Origin of the sequence: Nocardioides antri (assembly GCF_008373765.1) — a bacterium.
GTDB classification, from domain to species: Bacteria; Actinomycetota; Actinomycetes; order Propionibacteriales; family Nocardioidaceae; genus Nocardioides; species Nocardioides antri.
This window is the reverse complement of sequence record NZ_VUJW01000029.1, coordinates 1-434: the sequence shown is the minus strand read 5'-3', so window position 1 is coordinate 434 and position 434 is coordinate 1. Positions and strand designations below refer to the sequence as shown.

The window sequence follows — 434 nt, the reverse complement described above, 5'->3', positions numbered from 1 at the left end:
GAACGGGCCGAGCTGGCGCAGGTCGAGTCCCGCGAACGCGCGGCGGACCGGGAACCCCTCGCCCTCGTAGCCCAGCGGCGCCGTCACGACCTGCCAGACCGGGCGGGGCGGGTATACTTCGCCGGGCTCCTTGAGGCGGTCCAGCACGGTGAGGTCGTCAACGGTGATCGCGGGCATCTCGCCCACCTCCCAAAGGGTCGGTGCGGAAGTAGTTGCCAAGTCAACTTTATCCCCGGCCCGCCTATTCCGTCGCGGAACGAACGCCTCGAAGGCCGAAAAGGAAAGCCGGATACTGTCATCGGGTGACTTCTCGGACCACGTACGACGTCGCGATCGTCGGTGCCGGACACAACGGCCTCACCCCCGCGGCCTACCCCGCGAGAGCGGGGCAGGCGGGGCTCGTCCTCGACCGGCTCGGGCACGGCGGCGGCGCG

The 434-nt window shown here is 70.0% G+C and carries 1 pseudogene; it reads right to left on the bottom strand.

Going from position 1 to position 434, the window contains the following annotated elements:
• Nucleotides 1-177, bottom strand: a pseudogene (locus F0U47_RS20290) (pirin family protein); the annotation flags it as partial.
• Between the last annotated feature and the right edge of the window lie 257 nt (nt 178-434).